Annotated in this window: 20 protein-coding genes; 5 read left to right on the plus strand and 15 right to left on the minus strand. The window is 62.3% G+C overall.

Translation table 11 applies throughout. The annotated features are described in order from the left end of the window. Positions 1-16: 16 nt before the first annotated feature. From ACSBPU_RS13865 to msbA, 3 genes are all read right to left on the minus strand, one after another. A complete protein-coding gene (locus ACSBPU_RS13865) occupies positions 17-1,078 on the minus strand; it encodes a linear amide C-N hydrolase (RefSeq protein ID WP_442592660.1) in 1,062 nt (353 codons plus the stop codon). A 155-nt stretch (positions 1,079-1,233) separates the two neighbouring features. After that, positions 1,234-1,695: a hypothetical protein gene (locus ACSBPU_RS13870; RefSeq protein WP_442592661.1), complete on the minus strand. Its 462-nt coding sequence runs from the start codon at positions 1,693-1,695 to the stop codon at positions 1,234-1,236. A 54-nt stretch (positions 1,696-1,749) separates the two neighbouring features. After that, a complete protein-coding gene (msbA, locus tag ACSBPU_RS13875) occupies positions 1,750-3,525 on the minus strand; it encodes a lipid A export permease/ATP-binding protein MsbA (RefSeq protein WP_442592662.1) in 1,776 nt (591 codons plus the stop codon). A gap of 102 nt (positions 3,526-3,627) precedes the next feature. Here msbA and ACSBPU_RS13880 point away from each other — a divergent pair, with 102 nt between their 5' ends. From ACSBPU_RS13880 to ACSBPU_RS13890, 3 genes are read left to right on the plus strand one after another with little or no spacing between them, the layout of a single operon-like run. Then, positions 3,628-4,599: a glycosyltransferase family 9 protein gene (locus ACSBPU_RS13880; protein WP_180068378.1), complete on the plus strand. Its 972-nt coding sequence runs from the start codon at positions 3,628-3,630 to the stop codon at positions 4,597-4,599. A gap of 18 nt (positions 4,600-4,617) precedes the next feature. Further along, positions 4,618-5,385, plus strand: a complete 768-nt coding sequence (locus ACSBPU_RS13885; protein WP_442592663.1) for a YdcF family protein — start codon at positions 4,618-4,620, stop codon at positions 5,383-5,385. Positions 5,386-5,388: 3 nt separating this feature from the next. Beyond that, positions 5,389-5,643 (plus strand): YkgJ family cysteine cluster protein, encoded by a 255-nt coding sequence (locus tag ACSBPU_RS13890; protein WP_442592664.1) that lies wholly within the window; start codon positions 5,389-5,391, stop codon positions 5,641-5,643. Between the two features lie 154 nt (positions 5,644-5,797). Here ACSBPU_RS13890 and ACSBPU_RS13895 read toward each other — a convergent pair whose 3' ends face one another. The 9 genes from ACSBPU_RS13895 to hrpA all read right to left on the minus strand — a co-directional run bounded on the left by ACSBPU_RS13895 (position 5,798) and on the right by hrpA (position 20,419). Then, positions 5,798-6,700, minus strand: a complete 903-nt coding sequence (locus ACSBPU_RS13895; protein WP_442592665.1) for a DNA-3-methyladenine glycosylase family protein — start codon at positions 6,698-6,700, stop codon at positions 5,798-5,800. A gap of 6 nt (positions 6,701-6,706) precedes the next feature. Further along, positions 6,707-7,843 carry a glycosyltransferase family 4 protein gene (locus ACSBPU_RS13900; RefSeq protein ID WP_442598351.1) on the minus strand — a complete coding sequence of 379 codons (1,137 nt, stop codon included), beginning with the start codon at positions 7,841-7,843 and terminating at the stop codon, positions 6,707-6,709. Between the two features lie 34 nt (positions 7,844-7,877). Then, positions 7,878-8,591: a polysaccharide deacetylase family protein gene (locus ACSBPU_RS13905; RefSeq protein WP_442598353.1), complete on the minus strand. Its 714-nt coding sequence runs from the start codon at positions 8,589-8,591 to the stop codon at positions 7,878-7,880. 416 nt (positions 8,592-9,007) lie between these two features. Continuing rightward, positions 9,008-10,117, minus strand: a complete 1,110-nt coding sequence (locus tag ACSBPU_RS13910; protein WP_442592666.1) for a glycosyltransferase family 4 protein — start codon at positions 10,115-10,117, stop codon at positions 9,008-9,010. A 42-nt stretch (positions 10,118-10,159) separates the two neighbouring features. After that, positions 10,160-10,903 (minus strand): glycosyltransferase family 2 protein, encoded by a 744-nt coding sequence (locus ACSBPU_RS13915; RefSeq protein WP_442592667.1) that lies wholly within the window; start codon positions 10,901-10,903, stop codon positions 10,160-10,162. Beyond that, positions 10,900-11,757, minus strand: a complete 858-nt coding sequence (locus tag ACSBPU_RS13920) for a polysaccharide deacetylase family protein (protein WP_442592668.1) — start codon at positions 11,755-11,757, stop codon at positions 10,900-10,902. The genes ACSBPU_RS13915 and ACSBPU_RS13920 overlap by 4 nt, the downstream gene beginning before the upstream one ends. After that, entirely contained in the window at positions 11,754-12,854 is a 1,101-nt protein-coding gene (locus tag ACSBPU_RS13925; RefSeq protein ID WP_442592669.1) for a glycosyltransferase family 4 protein, read from the minus strand. The genes ACSBPU_RS13920 and ACSBPU_RS13925 overlap by 4 nt, the downstream gene beginning before the upstream one ends. After that, complete coding sequence (gene dnaE / locus ACSBPU_RS13930; RefSeq protein WP_442592670.1) at positions 12,851-16,342, minus strand: DNA polymerase III subunit alpha; 3,492 nt, start codon at positions 16,340-16,342, stop codon at positions 12,851-12,853. Before dnaE ends, ACSBPU_RS13925 begins: the two co-directional genes overlap by 4 nt. A gap of 207 nt (positions 16,343-16,549) precedes the next feature. After that, complete coding sequence (gene hrpA, locus ACSBPU_RS13935; RefSeq protein WP_442592671.1) at positions 16,550-20,419, minus strand: ATP-dependent RNA helicase HrpA; 3,870 nt, start codon at positions 20,417-20,419, stop codon at positions 16,550-16,552. A 76-nt stretch (positions 20,420-20,495) separates the two neighbouring features. On the opposite strand from hrpA, the gene argA reads away from it, so the two are divergent. Together argA and ACSBPU_RS13945 are read left to right on the plus strand one after the other, a co-directional pair. After that, complete coding sequence (gene argA / locus ACSBPU_RS13940) at positions 20,496-21,848, plus strand: amino-acid N-acetyltransferase (protein WP_180068356.1); 1,353 nt, start codon at positions 20,496-20,498, stop codon at positions 21,846-21,848. Between the two features lie 50 nt (positions 21,849-21,898). Then, positions 21,899-22,171 carry an oxidative damage protection protein gene (locus ACSBPU_RS13945; RefSeq protein ID WP_442592672.1) on the plus strand — a complete coding sequence of 91 codons (273 nt, stop codon included), beginning with the start codon at positions 21,899-21,901 and terminating at the stop codon, positions 22,169-22,171. A 172-nt stretch (positions 22,172-22,343) separates the two neighbouring features. Here the strand turns inward: ACSBPU_RS13945 and phoU are convergent, their stop codons facing one another. The 3 genes from phoU to ACSBPU_RS13960 all read right to left on the minus strand — a co-directional run bounded on the left by phoU (position 22,344) and on the right by ACSBPU_RS13960 (position 24,202). Then, positions 22,344-23,069 carry a phosphate signaling complex protein PhoU gene (gene phoU, locus ACSBPU_RS13950; RefSeq protein ID WP_180068352.1) on the minus strand — a complete coding sequence of 242 codons (726 nt, stop codon included), beginning with the start codon at positions 23,067-23,069 and terminating at the stop codon, positions 22,344-22,346. A gap of 76 nt (positions 23,070-23,145) precedes the next feature. Then, positions 23,146-23,829: a ribose-5-phosphate isomerase RpiA gene (gene rpiA, locus ACSBPU_RS13955; protein ID WP_180068349.1), complete on the minus strand. Its 684-nt coding sequence runs from the start codon at positions 23,827-23,829 to the stop codon at positions 23,146-23,148. Between the two features lie 13 nt (positions 23,830-23,842). Next, positions 23,843-24,202 (minus strand): Spx/MgsR family RNA polymerase-binding regulatory protein, encoded by a 360-nt coding sequence (locus tag ACSBPU_RS13960; RefSeq protein ID WP_442592673.1) that lies wholly within the window; start codon positions 24,200-24,202, stop codon positions 23,843-23,845. Between the last annotated feature and the right edge of the window lie 112 nt (positions 24,203-24,314).

Here is a 24,314-nt window from a genome sequence, read left to right on the forward strand (position 1 = left end):
GCATGGCCCAAGGTGCTTAAAGCCCCAGGAACTTGAATGGCTGGGCTTCCTTGAACTGGTCGTTGGCCGCGCCGGAATAGATGCGCTCCTGGTTGGGGCCAAGATCGAGCCTCAGGACTTTGCCGGTGTTTTCCGAGAAGTCCAACTTTGCCAGGTCAACCCAGAAAACATTCGGTGTCAGCGCGGACTCAAAGAAATATCGCATGCGCTTCTGGTCGGCGACCGTACGCCAACGTGTCGAGGAAATATTCGGCTCTTCCGGCGTGGCGATGCCGTAGGGAACGGAGACATTGCGGATCACGGAAAAAACGCTCGCGATCGATTCGAGCTCGTTCGTGCTTTTCGGAATCGCATTCGCATAGAACATGGCGCGCGCATAGCGATCAGAGGCGCGATTCGTGCCTGGCAGCATGACGGTTCCACCAATCTGCTTCCAGTACTCCTCCATGGCAAGCTGTTTTTCGAAGACCGGCGAATTGGTCATTACCTGATAGGCGCGGCTGTGATGAATGACTTGCTTCCCGTCGATATACTCGATGATTGCACTGTCACCCGAGGCGTCTGAAAGCGAAAGGTGCAAAGTCGCCAGCCGATTTTCTCCCGGGACTTTATCGGTAACCAAGGTAAAGGGCTGCTTTTTCAGCGCGTCGACCGCATCTTGCACAGTGGCAAAGTTGTCGAGTACATATTGCGCCCAAGCCGCGATCGACAGGCCCGGCGTTTTGCCGTCATAACCAGGATAAGAGGATTCGACCAGCCACAGCACGTTGGCGACAAGACCCGCCTCGTTCATGCCGTCGGTGGTAGAGATATCGTACCCGGAGGCAATGACGCTGCCGTATTTCGAGGTCCATAGCACCGAGTTTGGTCCCGCCTCTCCGGAGCGCTGCATGCCGCGTGGAAACACCCAGAGGTTTGTTCCGACGTCCGTCTTCCAATCCATGGACCGAGCAGTGATGATTTCGTCGCCTGCGCCATGGTAGACAAAGCGTGTGCAGGCGTTTGCCGAAGGGGCGAGCGCGCCCGCGTACAAAAGCGCGGCGGCACAGAACGCCGCAACAGGTTTCGTCAAGGACATGCAATCATTCCCATAAAGATGTCATACAGCCCTGTCGAGCTTAATGAATAACTCCGATCGTAAAGGCCATGTGTACCGCAGCCGCTTGAGCGGGCCGGTTCTGGGCCTGACCTATCGATTCTGAACTTGCGCTGATGAGCTTCGTATACCGTAGCTCATCGGGCGGACTGCTCCTTGGGCTCCGGTGCCGGTGTGGGATCCCCTTTGCAGAGTTCCGGGTGCGAGAAAATGCGCAGGACGTGATCTACACTGTCTTCGACGTCCGCATTCCAGTAATAGGTGTATATAGTGGCCTTCACGCGTTCATCGTGCAGGAAGTTGGCCTTGTGCTGGACAAGATCCAGCATGACCGCGTGTTCCAGGGTGTCCGTCCCGGCGGGGTTGTAGATGATGGTCGCGTAGCTGGTCTGGCCGGCATCCACCTTGAACGTGAGGACTTCCCCGCAGGCGGCCTGATGCTTGAATAGCGCGCCTTGGAGCTTGGGGAAGTTCATGCCGATAAGCTTTTCGCCACGCATCAGCTCGGGGTTCCGCAGGTCGGTCTCTCGCAACCCTTGCTGTTGGGCCGCGCACCCAGCCAGCAGCGCCAGCGTCAACACCATCGCCGTCTTCTTCATATTCATTCCTTGCACTGCGCGACCGCATGCCGCTGGGCATGCCGGAACGCTTGATTAATCTTGATCCCGAAACTGCATCTGATAAAGCGAGGCATATAGCCCTCCTTGCGCCAGCAGCTCTTCATGCCGGCCTTGCTCGACAATGCGGCCGGCATCCAGCACCACGATGCGATCCGCCTTCTGGACGGTGGACAGCCGGTGCGCAATGACCAGGGTCGTTCTTCCCACCATCAAGCGCTCCAGGGAATCCTGCACTTGCCGTTCGGACTCATTGTCCAACGCCGAAGTGGCCTCGTCCAGGATGAGGATGGGCGCGTTCTTGATGAGCGCGCGCGCGATGGCAAGGCGCTGGCGCTGCCCGCCTGAAAGCTGGCTGGCATTCTCGCCCACCGGCGTATCCATGCCTTGAGGCAGTTCATCGACGAAGGCGAGCAGATTCGCCGCCTCCAGGGCCAGGCGGATTTCTTCCCGGCTGGCTTCATGCAAGGCGCCATAGCCCACGTTGTCGGCAATGGTGCCGTCGAACAACACCACGTCCTGGCTGACCAGGGACAAGTGCTCGCGCAGCCCTCTGAGCTTGAGTTCCCTGATGTTCTGGCCGTCGATGAGCACCTCGCCCGAAGAGGGCTCGATGAAACGGGGCAACATGTTGACCAGAGTCGTCTTCCCGCTTCCGGAACGCCCAACCAGCGCAATGGTCTGGCCCGGCTCGGCGACAAAGGAAACATTGGACAAGGTATTCGATGCGGCATCGGGAAACCGGTGTTCGATATTGCGGAACTCGACCCGCCCCCGGACAGGCAAGGCCAGCGCCGCGACGCCGCGGTCGTCCTCGGGTTTCTGATCGACGAGCGTGAAGACGCTTTCCGCCGAAATCAGCATGCGCTGCATCGCACCCGCGATATTCGTGAGCCGTTTCATCGGATCGAAAATCTGGCCCAGCGCCGCCATGAAGGCGGCGAAGCTGCCCACGGTCAGGCCTTGCGTATTGGCCTGGTACAGCGCCACGGCGATCACGGCGGCCACCGACAAGGCGATGGAAAACTGCGACAACGGCGACATGGCCGCATCGGCGCTAGCGGCGCGCATCGCAAAGCGCCTGAGCCGTCCGTTCACGTATTCGAAACGGCCGGATTCCCGTTCGTAGCCGTCGAATAATTTGATGACGCGCTGGCCGTCTATGCCTTCCCTCACGACGCGCGTCAGTTCGGCATTCATGCCTATGGTTTCGCGATTGATGCGCCGGAGCCGTTTGATGAATATGCGCGCAATGAAGGTGGATACCGGCAGCATGACAAGCACGATGAGCGTCAGTTGCCACGACATGTACAGCAATACGCACAGCAACGCCACCACCACCAGCGATTCGCGCACGACCACCGTGATGACTTCGGTGGCCAGGCCGGTGACGGTGCCCGCATCGATGGTGAAGCGGTTGAGCAGCCTGCCGGAATCGCCCCGTTTGAAATCTTCGTCGGAAAGTCCCAGCAGCTTGTCGAACATCTCCTTGCGCAAGCCCAGCAGCATGTTGTTGGCCACCCAGGCCAGCAGATACGAACTGGCGTAGCTGCACACGCCTCGAAGGAACATCAGGCCTACGACCGCCAGCGGAATGGACCATATGTAAGAAGGCTTGGCACCGGAGAAGCCGTCGTCCAGCAAGGGCTTCATGATGATGGCCAGCGTAGGCTGAGTGGCTGCGGCGACACTGACCAGGAGCACGGCCAGAACGACCGCTTTCCAGTACGGCCCCAGCCGGCTGTATATCCGGCGCCACAATTCCAGCTTTACAGGGTCCGAACGGGAAGGCGCGGCGTCGGTGGAAGACATCAGCAATAAACTCGCTTATATACTATCGGATCGGGCATTTTAACGTTCCCGCGAGGAAAGCAAGCCCGAAACAGCCATCATACAGCCGCCAGCCTTTCTCCCATGTCGTCAATTTCAGCAATCTACGTACGCCTGCCCAACTGGATAGGCGATGTGTGCATGAGTCTTCCCAGCCTTCATGCCCTGCTCCATACCCAGATACCCGTGGTGGTCTGCGCGCGCCCCTGGGCCCGCGATCTGCTGTCGGCATACCGGCTTGGGGGGTTCGTTGAAATGAAGGGCAAATGGCGCGAAGACCGGGCGGCGGTCCACACGTTCAGAAAGAGAATGCAGCACGCCCACCCCCGCGGCCTCTTGCTGCCCGACTCGCTTTCCAGCGCGATGGTATTCAAGTTCGCCGGGGTGCCCAGCGCGGGCTACCGCGACGACGGCCGCAGCCTGATCTTGCGCTGGCCGGTCAACAAGCCCAGCGCCAGCCTGCACGCGGTCGAATCCTGGCATCATGTCTGCAGCCAGGCCCTGCGTCGCTGGGGGCTGCATGCCCAGCCGCTGCCGGCCAAACGAGAGCTCGGCTTGCGGTTGTCGGAACGGCATAGGGCCGAGGGGCGCGAGATCCTCGAACATGCGGGTCTGCAGGCCGGTAAGTTCGTATTGATCGCGCCGACCGCCACCGGCCTGCACCGGGGCAAGATCAAGGTATGGCCTCGCTTCGACGCGCTCACCCAACGCCTGCAGCATCATGGCCATACCGTGGTCATGTGCCCGCCGCCTGCGGAAGTCGACGAGGCCGTGCGCAATGCGCCCCATGCCATCTGCCTGCCTTCCGTAAAACTGGGTGCGTTTGCTACACTCACCCAACTGGCTTCACTGGTGGTATGCAACGACTCCGGCGTCTCTCACCTTGCGGCAGCCGCGGGCGCCCGGCAACTGACCCTGTTCGGGGTCACGCAACATGAACGGACCGGCCCCTGGTCGGAAACCGCCACCTGCCTGGGTTCGGCACATGAATGGCCAACCCTGGAACAAACTGAGCGACAGGTCCTGTCGCTGCTGTCCTCGCAACCTGGTTCCTAGGACCGTTAACGCTAGCGCATGAATTTTTCGAGCTTCCTGACCAATCTCGTCATCCCGTTGAATCTTTGCATCGTACTGCTGCTCGTCGCAGCCGTATTCTTCATGATCAGGCGCCGGAAGCTTGCGTTCTTCTGCGCGGCGGCCGGCTTGGGCTGGGCGCTTTTCTGGTCGCTGCCCGCTTCGTCGCTGTGGGCCGGCGGGCGCCTGGAACAGCTCTATCCCTACAAGGCCGCCAGTACTCTGCCCACGGCGGATGCAATCGTGGTGCTGGGCGGAAGCACGGCAAACAGCCGCCACAACTGGTTCGAACCCTATGACAGCGCGCGCGCCATACCTCGTGTGGATACCGCCGCCCTTCTGTACAGGGCGGGACGCGCCCCGCTCATCATTCTTTCCGGAGCGGCGCTGGAGGGAAGCGTCAGTGAAGCGCAAATCATGGCCAACGCCCTGAGGCAGCAGGGCATACCCGCCGATGCCATGGCTCTGGAAACCCAAAGCTTCACGACGCATGAAAACGGCCTGTACACCGCGGCCGAGTTGAAACGGCGGAACATCCACCGCATTCTCCTCGTCACCTCGGCCCTGCATATGCCGCGTGCCGTGGCGGTATTCAACAAGCAGGGGATCACCGCCATTGCCGCGCCATCCAGGCCCCAGATCACGGTGCCAAACAGCGACCCCCGCTTTTCGTTCTGGCAGCCCGACCTGCGCGCACTGGCGGCCAGCCGCTCTATCGTGAAAGAATACGTGGGGCTGCTGGTCTACTGGATACGCGGCTGGATCTGACCCATGGAGTGCCGGCCCGGCTGCAGCGCCTGCTGCATCGCCCCGTCCATCAGCAGCCCGATTCCGGGCATGCCGCAGGGAAAGCCGGCGGGCGTGCCCTGTGTTCAACTCGATGAGCATGGAAGATGCCGTATTTTCGGCCGTCCCGAACGGCCCGCGGTCTGCGGCGGCCTGCAGCCGTCGCCCGAGATGTGCGGACGGGATCGCGGCGCGGCCATGCTTTGGCTGACGCGCCTGGAGGATCTCACTGCACCTTGATCATGCCTGGGGGGTCAGACCCCATGTGATTTGCTTGAGGGGTCAGACCCCGTGCGGGGTCTGACCCCATCAATAGGTACGAGGGGTCTTGCGCAAGGGGTCAGACCCCGCATGGGGTCTGACCCCATCAATAAGCGCATGGGGCCTGACCCCCTCAGTAAGTGGTATTCGACAACGACGCCCAGAGGTGGGCGGCGACCAGGGCGCGCCAGGGGGAAAAGGCGGACAGCCACTGCTGGGCTTCTTTTTCGCCTATCTTGTCGGATGAGCCCGTCAAGGTCTGAAGCGCTCGCCTTACCGCCACGTCCCCGTGCAGGGAGCCATCCATCCAGCCGAATCCGCGCAGCAAGGTGTAGTCCACCGTCCATGGGCCTATGCCCTTCAGGCTCAGCAGCCGATCGCGGATATCGTCGACGGAGGCGGCATCCAGCCAGTCGTCGAGCTGCAGCTCGCCATCCGCCACAAGCCGTGACAGCATGGCCAAGGTGGCTGCCTTTGCGGTGGAGAAGCCGACTTCCCGCAAGATATCGGGCGGCAGGGCCGCGATCTGATCGGGGTCCGGATAACACAACAGACCGCTGCTGTGCGGTTTGCCGATCAAGCTGATCAGGCGGCGGCGAATCGACACCGCGGCGGCCACGCTCACTTGCTGTCCGGTAATCGCCCAGGTCAACGCCTCGAAAGGCGTGGCGGCGACGGGAACCCGCAGACCAGCCTGGTTTGCAAGCACGGGCCCAATGATGGGATGCCCACGATGAGCCCGCTCGAACTCCTCCACGCCCTGCTTCAGGCCCAGCATGCGTCTTGCCATGCTTTCGAGCCGTTCCGCGCTTCCCGCCGGCATGCGGCCATCGAGTGCGAGCTGTATCAGCGCGCTGTCGCGGGTGAACTGCACGGTCAGGCAAGCAGGCTTGCCGCTCCATAGCATGCCTTTGCTGAACCCATGCTCATCGGCACGCTCGGAAAGCGCTTGAACATCGCGCCTGTAGAAGGCCAGGATGTCGTTTGGCCGAAACCCCGCAGGCAAGGCAACTGCGCAGGAGAGCACTGCGGCCATACGCCCTTACCTTTGCCTTTCCGCAATGACCTGCCGGTACAGGTCTTCGTACCGGCCGGCGACGGAAGACCAGCTATGGCGCTCGACGACCCGGTTTCCGCCCTCCAGCAAGCTTTTGCGCAGCGCATCATCGGTGCTGATTTGCCGGACATACCGGGCCAATTGTTCGGCATCTTCAGGATGCGCCAGCACCATTGCGTCTACGCCGTGGTCCACATACTGCGCAAAACCGCACCAGGGCGCAGGGCTCAGCACCACGGGCAGCCCGAACGACATCGCTTCCAGCGGCGCCATGCCGAAACTGTCGTTCAAGGTAGGATGGACGTAGACGTCCGCGGCCGCATAATAAGGAGCGATATCGGCGGTCTCCCCGACGAAGCGGAGACGCTCGGCCAGTGCCGCGCCGTCGGCGGATTTGTAGATATGGTCGCGCGCCCCGCCATTGCTGCCCACCACCAGCAGTTTGTAATGTTCGGGCAGCCGGGCCAAAGCGCCGAGCGCCGCAGGCAGCCCCTTGCGCAAGGGATTCCGCGCCACCAACAGGCACACCACATCGTCGTCCGCAAACCCCAATGCGCCGCGAGTCTCGTGGCGTTGCGCAATCAGGGCGCCTTGCGGGCGGGACACCCCCGGCGGAATGACTGGGAAGGATAGCTCGGCGCCGTAGGCTTGCTGCAATTGGTCGGCAATGAGGCCCGACACCGCGACCGTTCGATGGCCGGGCCGCGCCGCGACCCGGCGAGCCTCGAGCCGCAGGTAGGTCTGTACCCGCAAGCTGGCGCGCGAAAGCCAGCGCTTGAGTGCCGGCAAAGGGCGCACCCGCCAGTTATAGCGTACGGGCGTCACGTGCACCACTTCGATATCGCCGCACCAGCCGTTCATGTGCGAATGGACGATGTCGAACCCTTCGCGCGTGGCGCGCCGGGCACGGACGGCGAACAGCAACACCCGCACCCAGCTGGGCCATTTGCGCCAGCTGCGCAATGCCGTGAAAGGCAATTTGAGATCGCAGGCGGGATCGTATTCGCGTGCAAGAACGGTGATGTCGTGACGGCCGGCCAGTTCGCGCATCAAGGCGACGCCGTAGGCTTCCGCCCCGCCGAACCGGTTTCCGAAACGATCTACGACAAAAGCGATCTTCAATCTGGACATATTGGGCATGGACGCAGGGAATGCCCTAGGGCCTGTCGACGCGCCGCTTTTCTTCGAGGCGTGTCATGCACTTCTGCAGAAAGCGCAGAATATGGGTGGATCGGGCGACAGTCACGCGGGGAAGGCCGAAAATATCATCGCTGGGGCGGGCAAGGCCCCCGCTGGTGGTGGTCGCGTTCGTGTACCCAGCGTCGCGCACCATGCCACGGATCTCCGCCGTTTCGCCCCCGTAAGGATAGCAAAAGGCCGTCACGGGGGTGTCGAGCGCGTCTTCGAGTTCCGTTCTGGACTGACGTATCTGGTAGTCTGCGATCTCGGGCGACGTCTTGGGCAGAAAAGGATGGTCCAGCGTATGAGAGCCGGCCTCCATGCCCGCGCCGACCCAGCCTCTCGCCTCTTCGACGGACATCAGGTCGGCATGCGCGACGCCTTTTTCGTAGTCCCAGACATTTCCGCCGCCGAACTGGCGTGCAACGAAATAGTTCGTTGCGGTGAAGTCCTGCTCCCGCAGGACCGGCAGTGCGTGCCGATAGACGTTGCGATAGCCGTCGTCGAACGTGATGCCCACCACCTTGCCGCGCCGCTGCCCCGTCAGGTAGGGGAGCAGGTCCCGCATGGAAAGACCGCGATAGCCGAAACGCCGCAGCCAGGTCATCTGACGCCGGAAGTCGGAGGGGTGCACAACCAGGCTGCGATACGGCGCCCCCCTGGGCGGGGGCTCGCCGACTTGGTGGTACATGAGAATAGGGATCATGCGCTCTATTATATAGAGCCGTTGCTGCCCGACAATCAGGACGGAATGCAATGGCGCGACTTCAAGAAGCGGGGACACGTGTATCTGCTCGGTCCAGTAGTGTAGCTTTTTTTGTATCTAAGGCGGCCTGCCAGCGGCTTGTGGCGGTGTAATGGTGGGGTCAGACCCCATGCGGGGTCTGACCCCTGGACCCTGAGCGGTCCAGCCAGGAGCGATGGGGTCGGACCCCGTACGGGGTCCGACCCCAAATCGCGAGTTTCCCGGCCGCCCTGCAACGCAGCCAAAACCGGGCAGTGATGGCCAAAGGCCAGCACCTCCTACGTCTAGCCCGATGCCGCTATACGACAAGCTGACCGTGTTCACTGACCAGAAAACAATCCAAACGCTTAAGGCAGCGTCATTCAGGACCGAACGCTTTCGTAGACTGCGGTGGTCTGCTCGATGAAGGCATGCGGACAGAAGGCGCTTTCGCTGTGGCGTCTTGCGGCCTGGCCCATGGGCAGCAGGCGTCGCGGATCGGACAGCACCTCGTGCAGCACCGCCTGGATGGCGGCGACGTCTTTGACCGGCACGATCCAGCCTTCGCGGCCATGGGAGAGATTCTCGGGCAGGCCGCCGACATCTGTAATGATGGTAGGCAGGCCGCAGGCAAGGGCTTCACGGCAGGCGTAGGAAAGCGACTCGCTGTAGGACAGCACAAAGCCGATGTCGCTCGCGCCCAGCACACCGCGGATGTCGTCGACCAGGCCCGTGAAGTGCACGCGCGCCTGGACGCCGGTATCGGCCAGCCGGCGGACCAGATCGCCCCCCGGCGGGTCGCCCGCCACCACTACCACGATGCGGGATTGTTCCTGGGCGCTCAATCCCGACACCGCCGCGACCAGGTCCAGCCAGCCTTTTTCCAGGTCGGTGCCGGCCGTGCTGCCCAAGACCAGGGTATCGTCCGGGATGTCTCCGAGCAGCAGTTGGCGTAGCCGGCGTTTCTCGGCAAGGTCCACAGGCCGGAAGGCCGCCATGTCTATGCCGTGGCGGACGACGTGGATAGGCTTGGACTCGTAGACCGAATCCTGCAGCATGCGCCTGACATAATCGCTGACCGCGATGACGGCATCCGTTCCCAGCTTGGCTCTCAAGCGGTGCCCCACACTGGCGACCGGTTTGAGATTGTGCTTGGTCCAGACGATTTTGGGCGGATGGCGCAGTCCCATGCTGGCCAGCATCACATGCCGGTGATCCGCCGACGCGTTCACATGCACGAGGTCATAGCGTTCTTGAGCCAGAAATGCCCGTAGTTTGACGATTTCCTTGGCCAAGGGAGCAATGCGGCTTGAATACAGTGCCGGCATCACCTTGCCCCGGCCGGCGTGGCTGGCATAGCGGAACAGGCGGCCCGATGCGGGTGCAGCCACTGTAACGTCATAATGCGCGGGCAAGCCGCGCAGCAGGCTCATGACATAGGTGGCGTGGCCGCCGCCGTTCCCATGATGGATGTCGGTGATCAGGATTTTCATTCGCGCAAACCGCCGGTCGGTGGTTTGCCCGGGCCGGTCCGTTCAGCTTTTATTCAGATAAAGCAACTTAGTGTAACGGAAAAAGCTGCCTGCGGCGGCCATGGCTGCCAAAATAAATCCTTCCTTTCCATCCAGGAAGCCGCGTCTTACGACATACAGGCGAAAAAAGGTCCACACCGCATGTCCGGCCGCCCCCAACGCCGTGGTTTTCTTGCCACGGGCGTGCATGATGCCCGCCGCCTCCGACGAATAAAGATTGATCTTGGCGATGAAGTGCTCAAGGCTTGCATAGGGATAATGCAGGAAATGTCCGTCCAGGACGGCGACCCGACCGTCCGAGATCACGCTTTCATGCACCGGGACCTCTTTGAACCTGGCCGTCCCCCTGCGGAACAGCCGCAATACATGGTCGGGCCACCATCCGCTATGGCGTATCCAGCGCTCGCCGAAACGCGACAGCCTGGCGATCTTGTAGGCGTCGGCACTGGGTGCCGCAAGCTCTTTGCGTATTGCGTCGGCGAGCTCGGGCGTGACCCGTTCGTCCGCGTCGACGGACAGCACCCAATCACAGGTGGCAAGATCCAGTGCGCGGTTCTTCTGTCTTCCGAAGCCCGGCCAATCCGCGCTCTGGGAGACACGTGCGCCTTTATCCACGGCGATCTCGCGGGTGGCATCCGTGCTTCCCGAATCGAGCACGATGATTTCATCGGCGAAGGCCAGGGAATCGATGCAGGCGCCGATATGAGCTTCTTCGTTTTTCGTGATGATGATGACGGAAAGGCTCATGGTGCCTTCTTTTCAGCATAGGCGGACCGCAAGCCCCGCTTCCAGATCTTCCATTTGTTGAACAGCGGGCCGATTACCGGATGGGCGGCCACGATGATGCGCCGGCCCACCGAGCGGCCGGTCGTATTCCGCACGGCGAAACGATAGATATGCGCCGGGTCGGAACCCGGACGGTTCTGCCCGAAGGCCTTGGTGGTGTACAGGTAGCGGAAGCCCGCATCCTGCGCGATGCGGACATAGTCCGCATCGTAGTAGCCCTGCGGCCAGCAGAAGTGCTCCGACACGCCGCCCAGATGCTCGTGCAGCGCCGTGCGCGACGCCTGCAGCTCTTCGGCCATGTGCCGGTTCTTGTCGGCGGGCTGGAGCAAGTCCCAGCGTGTATGAGTATGCGTATGGCTGTGGAACTCGAACGTTCCGTCCGCCTGCATGGCGCGGATCTCGTCCCAGCGCAAAATGACGTCGTCGCTGCGGCCCTGCTCGATGCGGTCTTCGCAATCGCGATGCTGTGGTGTCTCGGGCAGTTCGCCCTGGCCGAGATGGCGGCGCACCGGTCCGTCGTTGACCCAGGAAGTGACAAGAAACACCACTGCGTTGAAGCCATGCTTCTTCAGCAACGGATAGGCGTAGACCCAGTTGTCCAGATAGCCGTCGTCGAAAGTGATCAGCACGGACTTGGCGGGTGCCGGCTTCCCGCAGAGGTGCTCCGCGAACTGCGCTGTATTCAAACTGCGGTAGCCGCGGCTTTTCAACCAGAGCAATTGCTGCTCGAAATTCAGCGGGCTGACGTTGATCATGCCTTCCACGGGTGAGACATGGTGATACATCAGAACGGGCACGGTTTGTGTCGATTTCATTTTTTTCGCTCCGCAAGCCATCGCAGGTAACACGATTCTATGCGATCGGCCATGGCTTGCGCGGTGAATTTGCCGCTATCGCGGCAGTACTTCACCCCCTCTTCTCCCATTTTGCGGCGCAGCTCCGGATCCTCGATGAGGCGGCGCAGGGCTTGCGTCATCGCCTCGCGGTCATCGAGCGGAACCAGCAAGCCGCTGACGCCCTCCCGCATCATTTCCGGCACGCCGTCGACGCGTGTGCCCACCACGGGCAGGCCGGCGGCGCCCGCCTCGACGAACACGGTTCCGGAAGCCTCCTTGCGAGTGGCCAGCGCAAACACATCGAAGCCGGCCAGCAAATTGGGAACGTCCTGCCGCGTGCCCAGCAAGTGCACGCGCTTGCCGAGCCTTTTTTCGGCGACGTAAGCCTGCACCTCTTCGAAGATGGGCGATCCGCCGCCCACGAATACCAGATGGACATTGGGCCGCTCGCGGATCAAGGGCTCCATGGCGTCGATCAGGTCTTTGTGGCCTTTCTGGGCGCGCATGACGGCGACGCACCCCACGACGATGTCATTGGGCGCCAGGCGCAGCTCCGACCTCAGCGTCGAATCGGGCGGCACGGCTTGCAGTTCGACCGCGGGATAGACCGTGGCAACGTGGCCGGGCGGCACACCCTTGTCGATGAGATGGGCGCGGACGAAATCGCTGGCGGTGGTCACCCGGTGCGGGACGATGGTGTACGACAGCAGGGATCCGATCTTGTTGGCCAGATGCCGAGTTCGGACGATGAGCGGCGTGCCGGCCAGGCGGCCGGCGCAGCCGGCAAGCATGGTGTCGCGCCGGCTGTGCGAATTGAGCACGTCGAAACGGCCGTCGCGCAGGATGCGGCGGATGCGGGCCACGCCTTTCACGAAATTCGCGGGGCCGTCCATGAGCATGGTGTGGACGGTGAAGCCTTCATCGCGAAGACGCTGGGTCAGCACGGCATGCGGCTGGCAGACGGCCTCCAGGTGATGGCCGCGCTCGCGCATCGCCATCATCATCCGATAGATGTACTGCTCTTGCCCGCCGAAGCTGGTCGCGGCCTCGGAATGCAGGATGCGCAGGGATGTCATGAATACTGGATCTCCACACTGTCGGGATCGGTCCATCCGGCCAGTTGCTCGAACATGGCGTCGGCCATGCGCACGCGCCATTCCTCGCCCAGCCGGACGGTGCACAGGAAGTCGTCGCGCATGAGGCGGATCTCGACCGGCACGCCGGGCACGCCGTTCTCGGGCTCGGCCCGGAAAGGATTGAGCATCTGCCTGAGGCGGATGGCATCGGCGTTGCCGTTCAGAGTGATGCGCAGGCGCTGCGCGCGGGCCTCACGCGCCAGCTGCAGGTCGTAGACCGCATCCGCGGACACGCGCAAGCCGCCCGAGTAATCGTCATTGCTGACCTTGCCGTGGATGATGACCAGACGGTCTTCCCTGAGCCGGTTCTTGTGCTGCTCGTACAGTTCATTGAAGATGGCCACTTCCACTTGCGCGGAACCATCGTCCAGCAAGGCATACAGCATCTTGCCCCGGCGCGTCATCTTGGGCCGCAAGGAAGACAGCACGCCCGCGAACCACTGCAGGCCGCGAGCCGGCTCCAGCCTTGCCAAAGGCTTGGGCGCGAATCGGCGGACCTCGTCGCGCCAGGCATCGAAAAGATGGCCGCTGAAGTAAAAGCCCAGCGCCGCCTTTTCTTCGCGCAGCCTGGTTTGCAGGTCCCAGGGCTCTACCTTGGCAAGCTCGCCCTCCACGATATCGTTCGCGTCATCGGCGAACAGCGATACTTGGTTGGCGCTGCGCTCGGCCTGTTCGGCCGCCTCGATGGCATTGCCCAGTGTGGCAAGCAAGGCCGCCCGGTTCTCTTCGATGGCGTCGAATGCGCCGGCCCGGATGAGGGCCTCGACGCTGCGCCGATTGACGGCATGCCGGTCGACCCGGCGGCAGAAATCGAACAGGCTCGTGAAGGGCCCGCCGTCCAGGCGCGCACGCTCGATCTCCTCGATGGCGCCGCGCCCCGCCCCCTTCACGGCGCCCAGGCCATAGCGGATGGTGCGCGGCGGCAGCCCCTGGGCGGAATGCTCGTCGCGTACGGGCTCGAAGCGATAGGCCGATAGATTGACGTCGGGCGGAAGCACCTTCACGCCGTTGTCGACGGCGTCTTTCCAGAACACCTGCACCTTGTCGGTATCGTCCATGTCCGACAGCATGGTGGCTGCCAGGAACTCGGCCGGATGGTAGACCTTCAGCCACGCGGTCTGATAGGCAATCAGCGCATAGGCGGCCGAGTGACTCTTGTTGAAGCCATAGCCGGCGAATTTCTCCATCAAGTCGAACAGCTTGACGGCCAGATCGCCATCGTAGCCTTTTTCGACGGCGCCCTTCTCGAAGATGGCCCGGTGCTTGGCCATCTCCTCGGGCTTTTTCTTCCCCATGGCCCGCCGCAGCATGTCGGCGCCGCCCAGGGTGTAGCCGCCGATGATCTGGGAAATCAGCATCACCTGCTCTTGGTACACGATGACGCCGTAGGTGCTGCGCAGCACGGATTCGAGGTCGGGGTGGAAGTAGTCGACTTCGGCGCGGCCGTGCTTGCGATTGACGAAGTCGACCACCATGCCCGATTCGAGCGGGCCCGGCCGATACAGCGCCAGCATGGCGATGACGTCTTCGAAGGTGCTGGGCTGAAGGCTCTTCAGCAATTCCTTCATGCCGCGCGATTCCAGCTGGAAGACCGCCGTGGTGTTCCCTTCGCTGAGCAGCCGGTAGGCTTTCTGGTCGTCCAGCGGGAGCGCCATGACATCGAAATCGCGCTTGGACTCGTTGTACTCGCGCACATAGCGGACGGCCCAGTCCAATATGGTCAGGTTGCGCAGTCCCAGGAAGTCGAACTTGACCAAGCCGGCCGCCTCGACGTCGTCCTTGTCGAACTGCGAAACGGCATTGCTGTCGGTGCCTGGCTGGCAATACAGCGGGCAGAAATCGGTCAGCTTGCCCGGCGCGATCAGCACCCCGCCCGCGTGCATGCCGATGTTGCGCGTCAGCCCCTCCAGGGGCCGGGCCAGGTCCACCAGGGCCTTGACCTCTTCGTCCTGCTCGTAACGCTCTTTGAAGGCGGGCTCTTGATCCAGCGCTCGTTCCAGCGTCCAGGGGTCGGCGGGATTGAACGGGATCAGCTTGGACAGCCCGTCGCAAAGCATGTAGGGCATTTCCAGCACGCGGCCCACGTCCCGGACCACGGCTTTGGCGCCAAGCGTACCGAAGGTGGCGATCTGGCTCACCGCTTCCCTGCCGTACTTCTGCTTGACGTAATCGATCACGCGCTCTCGATTGTCCTGACAGAAATCGATGTCGAAGTCGGGCATGGATACCCGCTCCGGGTTCAGGAAGCGTTCGAACAGCAAGTCGTAGCGGATGGGATCGAGGTCGGTGATGCCCAGCGAGTAGGCCACCAGCGATCCGGCGCCGGAACCTCGCCCCGGTCCCACCGGCACGCCATTGTTCTTGCCCCAGTTGATGAAGTCCGCAACGATCAGGAAGTAGCCCGGGAAGCCCATGTTGATGATGGTCTTGCATTCCCACTGCAAACGCTCCATGTACTGCGGAAGCTTGCTCTGGCGCTCCGCCTCGTCGGGATAGAGCTGGGCCATGCGTACCGCCAGGCCTTCCTCTGCCAGCTTCGCCAGATAATCGTCCAGGGAAATACCGTCAGGCGTCGGGAAGTTGGGCAATCGGGGACGCCCGAGCTCGAGCGTCAGGTTGCAGCGCTTGGCAATTTCCACGGAATTGGCCAGCGCGGAGGGCACGTCGGCGAAGCGCTCGGCCATTTCCGTGGAATCGAGCAGGTACTGCTCTTCGGTGAAGCGGCGCACACGCTTGGCATTGCCCAGCTGTTCGCCTTCCGCAATACATACGCGCGCTTCATGCGCACGAAAATCCGACCGGTGCAGGAACTGGACGGGATGCGTCGCCACCACCGGCAAGCCGAGTTCGCCGGCCAGCCGCATGGCGGCCTGTACATAGGCTTCGTCGCCGTCATGGCCGCTGCGCTGCAATTCGATGTAATAGCTGCCGGGGAAAGCACGGGCCCAGCCTGCCGCCACGACGCGGGCCTCAGCGGCCTTGCCGGCTTCGAGCAACTGGCCGACATCGCCCCCCCGGGCGCCGGACAGCACGATCAGGCCGGACTGGTCGGCCAGCCATTCGCGCTTGATCTCCGCGCGGCCGCGATACTGGTTCTCGAGCCATGCCCGGGTGAGCAGATCGCATAGCGCCAGATAGCCGTCCTGGTTCCGCGCCAATAGCAGAAGCCGGCTGGGCTTGTCGCGATCGACTTCGTTCTCCAGCCATATGTCGCAGCCCGCAATGGGTTTGACGCCCTTGCCCCGTGTTGCCTTGTAGAACTTGATCAGCCCGAACAGATTGGAAAGATCCGTCAGGGCGATGGCCGGTTGCCCGTACTTGGCCGCCGCTTTGACGAGATCGGGAATGCGGGCGATGCCGTCCACCACCGAAAATTCGGAGTGGACGCGCAAATGCACAAAAAGAGGATTGGAATTCGCTTCAGTCATGATGGGATTGTACTCATCCGGGAGGGGAGTCAGATGCGGGGTCAGACCCCATACGGGGTCTGACCCCTGCTGCGTTGGATGCGAGTTCACACCCCATACGGGGTCTGACCCCGACACCTGCTGCGTTGGATGTGGGGTCAGACCCTGTACGGGGTCTGACCCCGCTGAAACGCTGGAGGGGTCAGACCCTAGTCAGGGTCTGACCCCTTAACGCTGCATTGCCGACCATGCCTTTTGCAGGCGTTTGACAGAGACCGGCATGGGAGTGCGAAGCTCCTGCGCGAACAAGGCCACGCGGAGCTCTTCCAGCAGCCAGCGGAATTCCTCGAGCTGTGCATCCCGGGCGCCCTTCAGTGCCGATGCGGCTCGCTGATACTGCGTGAGCAGCGGCGCCATGTCGGCCATGAGACGGGCATCCCGCGCGGGATCGGAGCGCAGTTTGTCGATCCGGACCTGTGCTGCTTTCAGGTAACGCGGAAAATACGACAGCTGCCGGTAAGCCGTGTCGCGCAGGAACCACTTCCCCATCAAGGCGGATTGCTGCTTCTGCAGATCAGCATAGGCCGCGGCATGCGGCTTGGCCTGCGGCAGCTTTTTCTGCAGCGCCGACCATTCGGTGAGGATGACGCCGGCCAGGCGCGCGATTTCCTGTGCTAGCAAGCCCAGCCGCGCCTTGCAATCGTTGCGCCGCTGCTCGAAGCTTTCGCGGTCCGCCGGCCAAGGCTCTGCCAGGCAAGCCTGGTCCAGCGCGCAATCGATGATCTGGGCACGCAATTCTTCCTGTGTCCCCAGGCTCATGTAAAGCATGCTGATACGCGTGAGGTCGTTGAGGTTCTTCTCGAGGAATTTCACTTGCTCCCGCAGTGCCAGGCGAAACAGCCGCAACAGGCCGGCATGGTGCTGCTGGCGCGCTTCCGCAGGATCGTCGAAAACGTCGAGGTCGCAGTGCGTTCCGCGATCGACCAGCGCCGGATAGCCGACGAAGGACTCGCCCTTGCGCTTGATTTCCATGATCTCCGGCAACGGACCGAAGCTCCAGTCCGTCAGGTGCTCGTGAGCCAGTGCCTGAGCCACCTGCTCATCGCGGGCCGCGAACTTCTGAAACGACGCCTGCGCCTGCCTGCCATGCTCCGCCTTGAGCTGATCGAGGTTGCGTCCGCCCGAAAGCATGCGGCCGTGTTCGTCCACGATCTTGAAGTTCATGAACAAATGGGCCGGCAGCGTTTCGACCTTGAAATCGCTGCGTTGCGGCCGGACCTTCACCTGCTCCCACATGTCGGCGCCGATGGCTTCCAATAAGCCCATATCGGGGTCGGCGGCCCGGTCGAACCAGCGGTCGACGAAGCCTGCCGCATAATCGGGCAAAGGCACGCAATGCCGCCGCAGCTTCTGCGGGAGCGACTTCAAGAGCAGATGCACTTTTTCCTTCAGCATGCCGGGCACCAGCCATTCGCATCGCAGCGGATCGATCTGGTTCAAGGCAAACAGGGGCACGGTCAAGGTCAGGCCGTCGCGCACCGAGCCGGGCTCGAAATGGTAATCGACCGCCATCTGTACGCCGTTCCACTCGAGCTTCTTGGGGAAGACGTCGGTCGTGACACCCGCCGCATCGTGGCGCATCAGGGCGTCGCGCGTCAGCAGCAGTGCCTGGGCCTGATCCTTGTCCAGCCCTTTGTGCCACTTCTCGAGCGTGGCGGTCTGGTAAATGCCTTCGGGCAGCTGTTTGTCGTAGAAAGCGTAGATCAGCTCATCGTCGACCAGTATGTCGGGACGCCGCGTCTGGTGCTCGAGCTTTTCGATCGAGGCGGCCAATTGACGATTGTGCCGCAGAAAGGCAAGACTGGTGTCGATCTCGCCGGCGACCAGAGCCTGGCGTATGAAGATTTCCCGCGCATGGACGGGATCTATTTTCCCGTAGTGCACCCGGCGGCCCGAATAGATCTGCAAGCCATACAGCGTCGCGCGCTCATGGGCCACGACCTGGCCCGCTTTCTTGTCCCAGCGGGGATCCGACCACGCGCGGCGGATGAGATGCGCACCCGCCTTTTCCAGCCACTTGGGGTCGATGCGCGCAACGCAGCGCGCATACAGCCTTGTCGTCTCGACCAGCTCGGCGGCCACGATCCAGCGCCCCGCCTTTTTTACCAGACGCGAGCCGGGGTGAATCTGGAAGCGGATGTCGCGCGCGCCCTGATAGCCGCTCGCCTCTTCGCTCTTGGTGCCGATGTTGCCCAGCAGGCCCGAGAGCAGCGCCATGTGGACTTGCTCGTAGGTGGCCTCCGAAGGATTGACGCGCCAGCCCTGCTCTCCCACGAGTGCGGCCAACTGGCTGTGCACGTCGCGCCACTCGCGCAGCCTGAGCGGAGACAGGAAATTCTGCCGCAGCAGGGCGACCAGCTTGCGCTGGGACGCCTTGTGTTCGACTTGCTCCGCATACCACCGCCAAAGCTTGATGAAGGAGAGGAATTCGGACCTATCGTCGCCGAACTTGGCGTGTGCCGCTTCGGACGCCTCGCGTTCGCTCATGGGCCGGTCGCGCGGATCCTGAACGGACAGCGCGGAGGTGATGATGAGCATTTCCGCCAGGCACTGCTGCTCGCGCGCCGCGAGGATCATGCGCGCCAGGCGGGGATCGATGGGCAGGCGCGCCAATGCGCGCCCAGTCTCGGTCAGGCGGTTGCTTTCATCGATCGCCCCCAATTCCTGCAACAGGTGGTAGCCGTCTGCGATGGCGCGGCCCGATGGCTGGTCGACAAAGGGAAAGGTCTCGATGTCGTCCAGCTTCAGCGCCTTCATGCGCAGGATCACCGAAGCCAGCGAGGACCTGAGGATTTCGGGATCCGTGAATGGCGCGCGTCGCTTGAAATCCGTCTCGTCATACAGCCGTATGCATACCCCGGGGCCGATACGGCCGCAACGGCCCGCTCTTTGATTGGCGGATGCCTGGCTGATGGGCTCGATGCGCAATTGCTCGACCTTGTTGCGCCAGGAATAACGCTTGACGCGCGCCAAGCCGCTGTCGACGACGTAGCGTATGCCGGGCACGGTAAGAGAGGTCTCGGCCACGTTGGTGGCGAGCACGACGCGGCGGCCGCTGCCCCGAGGGCGGAAAATCTGCTCCTGCTCGGCCTGCGACAGCCGCGCATACAGAGGCAGCACCTCGGTTCCCGGCGGGTGGTGCTTGCGCAGCGCTTCCACCGTTTCGCGTATTTCCCGCTCGCCCGGAAGGAACACCAGCACGTCGCCCGGGCCATGGCGAGCGCACTCCGCCACGCCATCGACCACCGCATCGATCAGGTCGCGCTCTTCATCGCCGGCGGTTTCCCGGTCCTTGCCCTCCTCGCCGTCAGCATCCTCTTGAACCACCGGCCGGTACAGCACATCGACCGGATAAAGACGGCCCGAGACTTCGATGACGGGCGCGGGCTTGCCGCGCTGCTCGAAATGCCGGGCGAAACGCTCGGCATCGATCGTCGCGGAGGTGATGATGAGCTTCAAGTCAGGGCGCCTGGGCAGCAATTGCCGGAGGTAGCCCAGGAGGAAATCGATATTGAGGCTGCGTTCGTGCGCCTCGTCGATGATGATCGTATCGTAGCGGCGCAAAAGCGGGTCCCGCTGCGACTCCGCAAGCAATATGCCGTCGGTCATCAGCTTGATGGCGGCATTGGGGCCGCTGCGGTCATTGAAGCGGATCTGATACCCCACCCAGTCGCCCAGTTCGGTATCCAGCTCTTCGGCGATGCGCTTGGCCACCGACGTCGCGGCCAGCCTGCGCGGCTGCGTATGGCCGATCATCTTCTGCAGGCCCCGGCCCAGCTCCAGGCATATCTTGGGCAGTTGCGTCGTCTTGCCCGAACCCGTCTCGCCGCTCACGATGATGACCTGATGCGCCTGGATGGCCGCGGCGATATCGTCCCGGCGCGCGCTGACGGGCAGGTCCTCCGGATACTTGATGGGCGGCGGGACGCGCACCGTCCTCGGCTCGGGACGCGGCTTGCGGGCGTCCCGGCCTGGCTGTTCGCGGCTCTTGCGCGGGCCGATGTGTTCGTTTTCTGACAAAATGACAGGCTCTTGCATGAAACTTCTATTGAGTAGGCTGAGCCTTATTATAATTTTGCACAAGCCAACTCTCTTTTTGTATGCTGCCCACGACATGACCACGACCAATACCACGCTCTCCGCCCAGGATGCTCCAGAATTCGCTCCGGCTCAATTTGTGCGATGGTTTCGCGAAGTGGCTCCTTATGTGCACGACTTTCGCGGCAAGACCTTCGTCGTCGCCTTTGGCGGCGAACTGGTCAGCGACGGCGCCCTGAACACCCTGATCCAGGATCTTTCCCTGTTGTCCGCACTGGGCGTCAAGCTGGTGCTCGTGCATGGCTCGCGTCCTCAGGTCAACGAGCAGCTCAAGCTCAAGGGCTTCCAGACGCAATTCGGGCGCGGCACGGAACCCACGAGCCCGGAAGCGCTCGAGTGCGCCAAGGAAGCGGCCGGCGAAATACGCCTGGACATCGAAGCCGCATTCAGCCAGGGCTTGCCCAATACGCCCATGTCGCATGCACAGATTCGCGTGTTTTCGGGCAATTTCGTCACGGCGCGGCCCGTCGGCGTCATCGACGGCGTCGACTACAAGCACGCGGGCGCCGTGCGCAAGATGGACATCGACGCCATCAAGAATGTCATCAATCAGGGCGCGATCGCCCTGCTGTCGCCGCTGGGCTTTTCGCCAACCGGCGAAGCATTCAACCTGGCGATGGAAGACCTGGCCACCAGCTCCGCCATCGCCCTGCGCGCTGAAAAGCTCATTTTCCTGACACAGGACCGCACCGTGCGGGACGAGGACGGCACCGTCGACACCGAACTGGCCCGTGAAGACGCCGACAAGCTCCTGGCCACCGGCAAGCTCGACGAAGACACCGCCTTCTTTCTCACGCATGCGTCGCGAGCCGTCAAGCGAGGCGTCGCGCGCGCCCATCTGGTGCCGTACACGCTGGACGGCAGCATATTGCTCGAAATTTTCACCCATGACGGCGTAGGCACCATGGTGGTCGAGGACACGCTCGACGACCTGCGCCCCGCCACCGTCGACGACGTGGGCGCCATCGTCCAGCTCATCGAACCGCTGGAGGCCGATGGCACCCTGGTCCCCCGGGGCCGCGCCGTCATCGAACGCGACGTGGAACAGTTCACCGTCCTGGAACACGATGGGGTGATCTACGGCTGCGTGGCGATTACGCCCTACCTCAACGACGGCATGGCCGAAATGGCGTGCCTGGTGGTGCAGCAGGAATGGCAAGGCACCGGCGAAGGCGAAATGCTGTTGCGGCATGCCGAATTGCGCGCCCGAGCCATGGGCGCCAAACGCCTGTTCGTCCTGACGACCCGAACCTCGCATTGGTTCATCAAGCGCGGCTTTGTGCAGGGCGGCGTTTCCGACCTGCCCAAAGATCGCCAGGCCCATTACAACCGCTCGCGCAACAGCCTGATTTTCATAAAGAAACTATAAGGCGAGTACAATACCGGGTTGGTGAACATTTTCAAGAAGGTGGCAGCATCATGGCACGCATGGTCCAATGCGCGAAACTCAAGCGCGAAGCCGAGGGGCTGGATTTTCCTCCGTATCCCGGAGAGCTCGGGGTCCGGATCTGGCAAAGCATTTCAAAGGAAGCCTGGGCACAATGGATGGACACCCAAACGCGCCTGGTCAATGAGAACCGGCTGAATCTTGCGGATTCGCGCGCCCGGAAGTATCTGCAGCAGCAAATGGAAAGCTTTCTGTTCGAAGACGCCGACGTCGAGGCACAAGGCTACGTACCTCCGCCAGCTTGATGGGGTCAGACCCCAGAGGGGGTCTGACCCCTCGCTTTTTGGACAAGGGCCATGCCCCATGCGGGGGATGGCCCTTGTTTTTTGCAGGGTCGGACCCCATGCGGGGTCCGACCCTTTGTTTTTGGTGGGGTCAGACCCCGCATGGGGTCTGACCCCGTGACCACGGAACGGTTTAACTGTCGTCTTCGATGGTCTCGCCCCTGGCCAGGCGCTCTGTGTTCTTGATGCCCGTATGGCGCACATCGTCGCCGCGCACCATGTAGATGACGCGCTCGGACATATTCTTGGCGTGGTCGCCGATGCGCTCCAAGGCGCGGGCGATGAAGATCAGATCGATGGAATGCGAAATGGTGCGCGGGTCCTCGATCATGTAGGTGATGATGTGCCGCAAAGACCCTTTCCACTCTTTGTCGACTTCCTTGTCGTTGCGCACGACCCTGGCGGCATGCACCGGATCCATGCGCGCAAAGGCGTCCAGGCAATCGCGGATCATGGCCGTGACGAAGCTGGACATGTGGCGGAGTTCGACCACAGGCTCGTAATGCCCGTAGCCGTTCGTTTCGTGCAGGCGGCGAGCTATCTTTGCAATTTTCTCGGCTTCGTCGCCCGAGCGCTCCATGTCGGTCAGCATCTTGGATACTGAAAGCAGGAGGCGCAGGTCGACCGCGGTGGGCTGGTTGCGCGCAATAAGAAGGCCGATGCGCTCGTCGATGTCGACCTCGAGGCGATTGACCTCTTTCTCGCGCTCGCGCACTTGGTCGACCAGATCGATATCGCCGGTGGCCAGCGCTTCCATCGCGTCCCGGACCATGGACTCGACGAGGCCGCCCATTTGCAGGAAAAGCGATCGGGTCGTTTCCAGATCGGAATGAAATTGCTTGTTGGTATGCTCGGACATGTCAGCCTTCGGTCACAGCGGATATGGAAAAAAACAGCGTATCACCATATGAGTGTATCAGCCAAATATTACGCGTTCATGACGATGATTTCGTCAGTTGCCGCACGCCTTGCTGGGTCGACATCAGGACAACGCTGGCGCCCGAAAGCGCGAACAGCCCGCAGCACACCACACCGGGAATATTGTTGAGCTCGGCCTCGAATTGCGCCGGCGAATCGATGGAAAGCCCGGACACATCGAGGATCTGGCAGCCATTATCGGTGATGAACCCCTCGCGCAGCGCCGGCTTCCCCCCCAGCGCCGTCAAGCGGCGCGCCACGGACTCCCGCGCCATCGGAATGACTTCGACCGGGAGCGGAAACTTCCCGAGCACTTGCACCCGTTTGGATTCATCGACGATGCATATGAAACGCTCGGCCACCGATGCCACGATTTTTTCGCGGGTCAGCGCCCCGCCACCGCCCTTGATCATGTTCAGTTCGTGATCGACCTCATCGGCGCCGTCCACGTACAAAGGCATGGCCTGGACCTCGTTAAGGTCGAAAACCGGTATGCCCAGCGCCGCCATGCGCGACGAACTGCGCTCGGAGCTGGACACAGCGCCACGAAAGCGGTGCTTATGCGGCGCCAGTGCATCGATGAAGAGATCGACGGTCGAGCCGGTGCCGACACCGAGCACGGTGGAGGGCGTCAGCAGCGGAAGAACGAATTCCATGGCCGCAGCCGCAACGTTCTGCTTGAGTTGTGTTTGGGTGAGCATGAATGAAGCCTGTCTAGCCGGCGAATCGCTCGGCGTATTTTTTTTCGGAAAACCCGACGCCCACGCCACCGTCGGCATCGACGGCGACCGGCCGCCGGACCAGCGCGGGAAACTCCGCGATCAGGGCCAGCCATTGTTCGGGCGTGGCCGGCGACTTGCGGTCGTCCGGAAGATTGCGCCAGGTCATGGAGGCGCGATTGACGAGCTTTTCCCAGCCCCCCAGCGCGTCGGCCCAGGCCCGCAAATGTTCCGGCGCTACAGGATGATCGCGATAATCGGTGAACTGGAAGGAAATGCCCTCCTGCTCAAGCCAGCTCGTGGCCTTGACGCAGGTGCTGCACTTCTTCAAGCCATAGAGATGCACGGTTTGCATGTTATTTCCTTTATAGCGTTGACCGAGGTGGGGTCAGACCCCGTATGGGGTCTGACCCCTGGCATTCGCAGGCCCTAGCGCTACAGTTGGGGTCAGACCCTATGGGGTCTGA

It is taken from the genome of Parapusillimonas sp. JC17, assembly GCF_052180245.1.
GTDB lineage: Bacteria > Pseudomonadota > Gammaproteobacteria > Burkholderiales > Burkholderiaceae_B > Parapusillimonas.